Genomic DNA, 8,801 nt, shown 5'->3' on the forward strand with positions numbered 1-8,801 from the left:
AAATTATTCCTGGCCAGGCAACATTCGCGAGATGGAAAACAAAATAAAACGCGCCGTGATTATGGCCGATGGCAAGCACATCACGCGTGAAGATTTAGGTTTGGCCGAAGCCGGAGAGTTGTCGCTCAACTTGCGTCATGTTCGTCAGGAAGCAGAACGAGGCGCCATTTTGCGCGCACTCAGCATGACCGATAACAATATTTCAGCCGCTGCCAAATTGCTCGGTGTAACGCGGCCAACGTTTTATGACTTGATCAAAAAATATGATATGAATCAGGAATATCTGATTAACAACGGCGACCCAGGCAGTGCAGATAAAGACGATTAACCAACGCTTGCCAGGCCAGGTTTCCATCAGTCACCGGACAGGGAGTTGCAGTGTTGGAACCACGCTCAGAAAAAATCGATATATACAATCACCCCTAATCGCGCATTGTTTGTCACAAAAACTGGATACTTAATCGCGAAACCTAAAAAAAAAGATGGAACTGGCAACCGACCAATTCATAAGTGCTAATACTGGTTTGTTGGAAATTTGAATCATTGAAGAGCTAATTTAAACATCGCAGGTGTAAATAGATGTGCAAGTGCGCCAATAAATTGTTATCCATTCTATCTTTAATGTGGCTTGCCGCTACCCTCACCGCCTGTGGTGGTGCTGCGTCAGGTGATGGAGGTAGCACTACCAGTGCGATAAATAAGCCAACGCTCAGTTCAATTGCTTCAAGCAGCATCGTGGAACAGAGTTCATCTTCAAGCCAGTCTTCCACCGCTGAGCTCACTTCTGCTTCAAGCACCAGCCAATCATCCAGCTCAGTTTACTCACGTATACCACGCTCCAGCAGCGCATCTGTCTCATCGCAAAGCGATGGATCAGATATAACACCGCCCGCTGTAACAGAGTTGCAGCTCTATCGACTGTCAGAGCGAAACATTACCCTGATTTGGGATGACGCAACTGATAATGTGGGAATCAGCCACTACACCATTAAACGCAATAATAACCTCATCGCGATTGTTGATTATCCTGCGCAAATGTTCGCCGACCAAAACCTGCTACCCGCTACCGATTACACATACACTATTACCTCTTTCGACACTGCTGGTAATAATTCAGGCGAATCCATTGCATTCAACATACGCACGCTCGCTCTGGCAAATAGTAGCACCGCCAGCACTAACTCAAGCGCAAACTCAAAATCCAGCAACAGTTCTCTACGTTCAAGCTCAAAATCCAGCAGCAGCTCACTACGCTCAAGCTCAAGCTCAAGCTCAAAGTCCAGCACAGGCACATCTAGTAGCAGTAGTTCGAAATCAAGTGCGAACTCTAGCAGCACATCTTCCAGTGCCAGTTCCAAATCGAGCAGCTCCTCCTCAACTGCCAGCAGTGCTGCAATAGAAACCATCACTATTACTTGGGGGCACCCAAACCAACGAGAGGATGGTTCTTTTCTGGAGCTGGAAGATATTGGCGGTTACGAAATTCGCTATCGCAAACCTACAGGCGCACGCTACACCTACATTAACTTGAACGGCAATCGCACAACGGAGTATGTATTTACCGGGCCAGTACGAGATTTGGAGTTTGAAATTGCGGTTTTTGACACAACAGGTTTGTACAGCCGTTACGTCAAAATCACTCGTTAGTACAACAATATAGAGCTAGGCTTTTTTTGTTTGGTCGCGTTATTATGAACTGCCTCACACTTTATCGGACTCAATAGCGCGCCTAACTATGGATTTAAGCAATAGACTCCTCCGGCTACGCACGGCCATGCCTATTTTTGTCGCGATTCTGTCGGTGGCTTTATGCTATTTGTCGAGTTTGGCTACCCTGTGGAAAAAGTGGGTGCTGTGGGATCAGGATTTAGCACACGCACTGCCAACCCTTGCAGTTATGTTTACACTCCTCCTCTATCGCAGTTATCAGCAGACTGACATTCACATTGCAAAAACACCATGGTACTGGTTGCAGCTAATCGCCATCGGCAGCTGTTCCTTGCTCTGGTATCTATTTGAAAGCCTCAGCATCAGTTTACCTGCTTACGCTCTTATCATTATTCTGATCGCATTGACCATCAGTGCGAGCCTTTCATTTCAGGTATTGCGCGCAGTACTTCCCTATTTAGGACTGTTAATTTTCACTATCCCCATTTGGGGAGAACTTAATCGCTCGTTAGTAGAGCTCAGTAGTTTTATGGTTGGCGAGGCAGTTAAGCTCAGTCGCATGACTGCACTCATCGACGGCAGCAATATTTTCCTCCCAAGCGGCACTATTTTTATTGCAGATGGCTGCTCCGGACTGCGCTATCTGACCGTTGCCCTGTTAATTGGTTACATTCTCGCGTTAGTCAATAATTACCGGGTGCCGCAAGCGCTGACCGCCATATTGTTAGCGATATTACTCGGGCTGTTTGCCAATTGGCTGCGCATTTATTTGCTGGTATTGATCGGCTACGTGACTGAAATGCAAAGCAGCTTGATGCGCGACCACGAGACCTTTGGCTGGGTTGTGTTTGCGATAATTTTGATTCCCAGCATCTACTTTGCCCCTATCGCGAAACAGCAGTCAGTCACTATCGCAATTCCTCGCCCATCACTATTGCCTCTGTTGCCGTTATTGATTGGACCTCTGTTGCTCTATTTTAGCCCCGAACCTAAAACAGGCACTCAGCCACTCAGCCTACAGCACCTCGCCCACTATCAAATACCCGCAACTAGCATTATGGGAGCGCGTCTGAGCACCAATTTCCCGGGCACCAATGAACAACAACTGCTGAATATTGATGGCACACCACTACAGGTCGATTTATTTACCCATAGCACCAGCAGCAAAAAAGAAGAAATAGTGCCCTACCTCGGCAGGCTGATTAACAGCTCCCAGTGGAATAATGAGCAACAGCTGAACCTCACAACTGCAGGGGGACAATCGTTTGATGCGAGGGTTTTCCGGCGAGTGGGAGGCCAAATGCGCATATTGATTGCCAGACAATATATCGTTGGTCGCTACCAGACAGCTAACTATCTCTATGCCAAATTAATTCAAATTTTTGCCAAAGCAGCGGGCGATAATTATTTTGGATTACTGGTAGTACAGGTAAATTGTGCTGACGATTGCAGCGAGGAAATTGTCAGGATTCAACCTGCGCTAGATAAAATTGCCGCATTGCAATAGCTCATTCACTACATTGGCTGAGCTACTTACCCGATACCAGTGAAGTGTAGTTTCAGGCCCTGCGCAATAGTGCCACTATTTTCTCACGGTGATGCTCAGCTACCCCATCATGAGTCGGCAGACTGATAAAACGCTGCGCAAAATCGCGCGCATTATCCAGTGCTGCAGGCACAGTCACACGACCGTCCACACCACTGATTGTATCGATTGCCGTTTGATACATCGCTGTTGCACCTAGCCCTTCCCGCTGCAGATGCACAAGCAACTTATCCCTGCGGGTGACACTGGCACACACTAAAGGATAACGCAGCAACCGTCGCGCGCGCGCGCTTTGCAGCGGCACCATTTGCTGCAGCCCACCAACCGCCGCTGCCGAGCTGTAAAGCTCGGCTAAATTCGTAGATCGCTCACTGTAGCGATGGAAATTTTCATTTAATAACGAAGCACGAAAATGGTCCAGGGCCAGAATTTCTTCCAGGGCGATATAGGCTGTCCTGCCCAAATGCAATAAAGGATTACGGTTCAACAGCAAATACAAATGTGGTGTTAACAACCAATTATAAGCGCGCATTTTTAACGGCAGGAGCGCAGACACAGAATGTGATGGTGCAATCTGCTGACTCACATGCGACGACAAACGCGCGGATGCCAACAGCAACCCACCACCCAACAAACTGAGCGGCTTGCCGCGCCCAAATGAAAACACGACATAATCCGATTCAAAAATGGCTTCGTTTTTTTGCGCAGGGAACCACTGTGCATTATCTTCGATCAGACGGGTACGTAAGCCCAAATCTGCAATTAACTGTCGCAGATTTGCAAGCCGCTCAGCAACACCCAAAAAATTGACCGCAATGATCGCCACAACTCGATCATCCAGATGCGCGCGCAATTGCTCACAATCATAAGCGGGATCATTAACGCTAATATCAATAGCAACCGGCTCAATACCTGCATACACACAAGCAGCCACCAAATCCGGGCAACAATAACCAGGAATAATAGCTCGCGGCTGTTGCACAACAGGGAATTGCGCTTTTGCATCCATCAACGCCAACGCCAGTGCCGAGGTCCCCGAATCAACCCAGTATGAATGCATTGTAAAAAGTTTTTGCACAGGATTTTCCTGATGCGTGCGCAAACTAATTTTATTCCCCGCCGGAGGAAGGTCGCCGTGGATAATCATCGGGCAGAGGGTTTCCAGGTTGTCATGCGCTGGCCGGCAACAAATTTAATTGCCGCATCGAGCAAGGCAATATTAACTTGCACAAAGAAGTACACCAGCTTGACGATAGCAATTGTGCGCAGGTTTGGTAAAAAATGAGCCACTACAGCAAGGCCGTAGAATGCTAGTTGCGCCAAGAATAATAAAAAGTAGAACACACTGTTATCGGCGATAAATGCATTCAATAAAAAGGCTGCCAATAAAAACCAGGGGGTAAGCCAGCGCATCAATTTATGTGAAATCACCTGAAAGGCAAACAACCCAAACTTGCCAACATTCAACACTTCTGCGTGGCGCGCAAGCCCGGTCATACCGCGAATTACCGTGCGAATTTTTCGCTGGTACTCTTTAGAGGGATCTTTTAAATCTTGATAAAAACCCAATACATCGGGCGCAGTTACGGCACGCAATCCTGCTTTAGCCGTATTGAGTGCGGTATTAAAATCGCTCGGCGAATGAATATCCCATTCATTGCACAGGGACTTGCGCACCGCAAAAAAAGATCCGCTCAAGCCCACCAGCCCCGCCAATTTCGATTCCTGTTGACGCAACCACATTTCATATTTTACATAGGCACCTTCACCGGCAACCGAACCGTCCTGACTGATAAAACGGTCCTCACTCGACACAGCGCCAACATCTGGATCGGCAAAATAGGCCACCAGTTTTTGAATGGCATCGGAAGGGATTTCAGTGGCGACATCACTAAACACAACAATCTCGCCATTAGCAAGATTAATGGCACATTGCTGCGCATGCTCTTTACCCAGCCGCTCCGGGGCACGCACCAAACGCACCTTGCGCTCAGCATATTCACGCACTATGTCATCGGTTTTATCTTCCGAACAATCGGACGCGATAATAATTTCAAACGCAAAGTCACCCGCGAGTAATTGCAGACTGTTTTCGATTTTTGCGCGAATTCGATGCTCTTCGTTATAGGCAGTCACAATCAATGACACACTGTTTACCGCTGCCATTTGTTGCGTTGAGGTGCCGCCGCTTTTTATACTCTTTTTAGCAAGCAAAATTCGCAGCACCAAGGGATAGATAAAATAACTATAAACAGCAGCAATACCAAATAACCAAAATAAAAATGTTAACATTCCGACCCCTTGACCTGTCCTTAACCTTTCCAGTGAATATTCGACATCATGCACCTGCCTATGACGAACCCTTACGCAAACCGTGAAACTCAATCGCCGATTTTAACCTCTCACCCGAGGGTTTTGCACATCATTTCTGGCGATCTCTGGGCGGGCGCAGAAGTGCAGGCCTATACCTTGCTTACATCAATGCAGGATCACTGCGAATTATTGGCAGTACTGATGAATCACGGCGAACTGGCAGAGCGATTGCAACAAGCAGGGATAAGCGTGGAAATTATCGATGAGCGCCAGATCAGCAGCCTGAAAATTTTCACCCGCCTTTGCGCAATCATCCGCCGTTTTGACCCAGACCTAATCCACACCCATCGCCAAAAAGAAAATATCCTCGGCGCGTTTGCCAATACCCTTGCCAGCCGATGCTTACGCCCGCATTTTTGGCGCCGCAGCGCCGCCGTGAGAACAACGCATGGAGCCCCCGAACACGGCGCATCCGGCATCAAGAAAATACAAGTATGGCTAGATCATTTTTGTGGCAATTATTTGCAAGATGCCATCATTTCAGTCTCCGCCGACCTGGCAACAAAATTGTGCAAAATATTTCCCAAGCGCAAAATCCATATTATTGAAAACGGGATAGATGTAGACAGACTACAACAAGCAATTCCCGCTACCGATATACGCGCTGCACAGCCCAGTGCTATCCACATAGGTATTGTCGGACGTCTGGAACCGGTCAAACGTGTCGATATTTTTCTTCGCGCCGCACAACTCCTACTCAAACAAACATCTGCAGCAATACACTTCCATGTTATTGGCGATGGCAAACTCGCCGCAGAACTCCAGTTGCTTGGTCACGAGCTCGCGCTGGGGCAATCAGTGAGCTTTCACGGCCACCGCACTGACCCCGCACAAGTCATAGCGGCGCTCGATATGGTAGTCATCTGCTCTGACCACGAGGGCACACCCATGACCGCATTGGAAACACTCGCACTCGGCAAACCCTTGATTGCGCACAATGTTGGCGGCCTGGTTGAAATACTCGCGGATTACCCGGATCTGCTAGTAAGAGACCATAGCCCTGCAGGTTATAGCAATAAAATATTGCAGGTTATGCACACCAGGCCCAGTGTGCAGCTGAAAAAGGCTTACACCAACCATACCAATGCCGCTGCGACTCTCGCACTCTACCAAAAATTGATACGGCATTAATGTCGGATAGTTTTACACTACCGAAAAGTGCCTGAATGTAATGCCTCACGCGTCGCCAGCAACAATTTCTTAGCATGGTGTGTGATAGAATTCCGCACCGGTAAACCGCTGCGCCCAGCAAATTACCGCTAGCCAGGGAAATGATAGAGACAACATCGTCATAGTTGCGCTTGTTGTCTATCGCCACGTTGAGATAAAAGGTTTTTGATACATGTATATCCTGAATATTATCCGCAGCATTTACGCCGTGCTCAGCAGAGAGCAAAAACTGCGGATGCTATTGATGCAATTTTTCTTCATTTTCTCTGCAGCCGTGCAGGTCGTTGGCATCGCCAGTATCGCCCCCTTTATTGGCATCATATCCAATCCGGATTCCATTCAAACCAATCGCGCCCTTGCCGCGCTCTATGAGTATGGCGACTTCCAATCTAACCAGGAATTCATTACCGGTTTTGCCTTGCTGTCAATTGCGATGATTTTTATTTCCAATTTTGTCAGCGCATTGACCTTATGGCTGCATTTTACATTTTCGATTTATCTCGGCAGCAATTTGCAATGCCAATTGTTTGAAAAATCCATTCGTCGGGATTATTTATTTCACAAAACCACGAATTACAACAAACTAATATCCACCATTTCCGCCGATGCACCGCGCTTTATCTACATGGTGTTACAACCTTATTTGTTAATGTGCAGCCAATTATTTATTGCACTCATTATTCTGGTGGGCCTGTTATTTCTCGATCCTGTAGTCGCGGTTGGTTCGGCCCTGGTAGTCGGCGGCGCTTACTTGTGTACTTACTGGCTGATAAAAACATCCCTGCGTGCCCATGGCGACATTATTACCAAACGCAACAAAGTGGTTCAATCAATCATGTCGGAATCCTTTATCGGAATCAAAGACATCAAATTAAATGCACTTGAAGCAAAATACACCCAACAATATCTCGCCGCCAATAAACAAGGGCTGGATTCCAGCGCGTACATTGCACTCTCCGGTGACTTACCGCGCTTTGCTATTGAAACAGTTTCATTCAGCGCCATACTTTTGTTTGCCGTATGGCTTCTCAGCGGCAGCAATGAGAGTACTAACGTCGTATCGCTCTTGAGTGTTTATGCGCTGGCAGGCTACAAACTCTTGCCAACCATGCAGCAAATTTACAAATCGGTTTCCAGCATGAGTGCAAATGGTGGCGTCGCCATTTTTTTGCGCAAGCAGCTGGATATTGACACACCAAGCGACGAAAAAACTGATGTTCCCCCTATCGCCGATGTGACCGAAATTGAACTGAAAAACATCTGCTATCTCTATCCCAAAGCTAATAAACCTGCACTGGATGATGTCACCGTCAAATTTACCAAAGGCCAGCTCAACACTATTGCCGGACCTTCGGGCTCCGGAAAGTCCACCCTAGCCGACATTATTCTCGGCCTCTTGCCACCAGCTAGCGGTCAGCTCTTTACTAACCACAGGCCAACTGCTGGCAAAGATTTAATCGCCTACCAACGCACCATTGGCTATGTCCCGCAACATATTTTTATTCTCGATGGTGACGTGATTACCAATGTCGCTTTTGGTGTAAATCGTGAAGACGTCGATATTGCGCGAGTCAAAACTGCCTTGCAGCAAGCCAATGCCATGGAGTTTGTCGAAAAACTCCCCAAGGGCTTGGAAAATGATCTGGGGCAAGATGGAAAGTTACTCAGTGGCGGCCAGCGCCAGCGCATCGGCATTGCACGCGCACTCTACCGGAATAACAAAATTCTGGTTCTGGATGAACCCACTAGCGCGTTGGATATAGATTCAGAACACGAATTGATGCAACTGCTAAACCAATTAAAACATGACAGGCTGATTATCGTTATTTCTCATCGCCCTGCAGCGATAAAATTATCGGATAAGATCACCGTTATTGCCGATGGGAAATTGATTGCAAATGATAGCTACTCTGCTCTCTATGAGAGCAATAGTTACTTTCGCAATATGATTGAAAAAGGTTCGATCAATACAGGTTCGCAAAATGAGTGAGCCATCATTAATGCCACTGGTTAGCGTAATAATACCTACGTTTAATCGTGCGCA

At 47.3% G+C, this 8,801-nt stretch carries 7 protein-coding genes; 5 read left to right on the plus strand and 2 right to left on the minus strand.

Annotated elements, in window-relative coordinates; translation table 11 throughout:
• The 3 genes from ACWA6V_RS12305 to ACWA6V_RS12315 all read left to right on the plus strand — a co-directional run.
• Window positions 1-328, plus strand: a 328-nt coding sequence (locus tag ACWA6V_RS12305; protein WP_449522766.1) for a helix-turn-helix domain-containing protein, incomplete at its 5' end; no start/stop codon positions are given.
• A 251-nt stretch (window positions 329-579) separates the two neighbouring features.
• Entirely contained in the window at window positions 580-1,647 is a 1,068-nt protein-coding gene (locus ACWA6V_RS12310; RefSeq protein WP_449522767.1) for a hypothetical protein, read from the plus strand.
• 127 nt (window positions 1,648-1,774) lie between these two features.
• The gene (locus ACWA6V_RS12315; protein ID WP_449522768.1) at window positions 1,775-3,175 is read left to right on the plus strand and encodes an exosortase/archaeosortase family protein; all 1,401 of its coding nucleotides are present in this window, start codon (window positions 1,775-1,777) and stop codon (window positions 3,173-3,175) included.
• A 52-nt stretch (window positions 3,176-3,227) separates the two neighbouring features.
• Here ACWA6V_RS12315 and ACWA6V_RS12320 read toward each other — a convergent pair whose 3' ends face one another.
• Window positions 3,228-4,292 (minus strand): DegT/DnrJ/EryC1/StrS family aminotransferase, encoded by a 1,065-nt coding sequence (locus ACWA6V_RS12320; RefSeq protein WP_449522769.1) that lies wholly within the window; start codon window positions 4,290-4,292, stop codon window positions 3,228-3,230.
• Between the two features lie 65 nt (window positions 4,293-4,357).
• Complete coding sequence (locus ACWA6V_RS12325; RefSeq protein WP_449522770.1) at window positions 4,358-5,506, minus strand: glycosyltransferase family 2 protein; 1,149 nt, start codon at window positions 5,504-5,506, stop codon at window positions 4,358-4,360.
• A 60-nt stretch (window positions 5,507-5,566) separates the two neighbouring features.
• On the opposite strand from ACWA6V_RS12325, the gene ACWA6V_RS12330 reads away from it, so the two are divergent.
• Entirely contained in the window at window positions 5,567-6,718 is a 1,152-nt protein-coding gene (locus tag ACWA6V_RS12330) for a glycosyltransferase (RefSeq protein WP_449522771.1), read from the plus strand.
• Window positions 6,719-6,929: 211 nt separating this feature from the next.
• Window positions 6,930-8,747 (plus strand): ABC transporter ATP-binding protein, encoded by a 1,818-nt coding sequence (locus tag ACWA6V_RS12335; protein WP_449522772.1) that lies wholly within the window; start codon window positions 6,930-6,932, stop codon window positions 8,745-8,747.
• Window positions 8,748-8,801: the final 54 nt, after the last annotated feature.

The sequence above is a fragment of the Cellvibrio sp. genome (genome assembly GCF_053579595.1).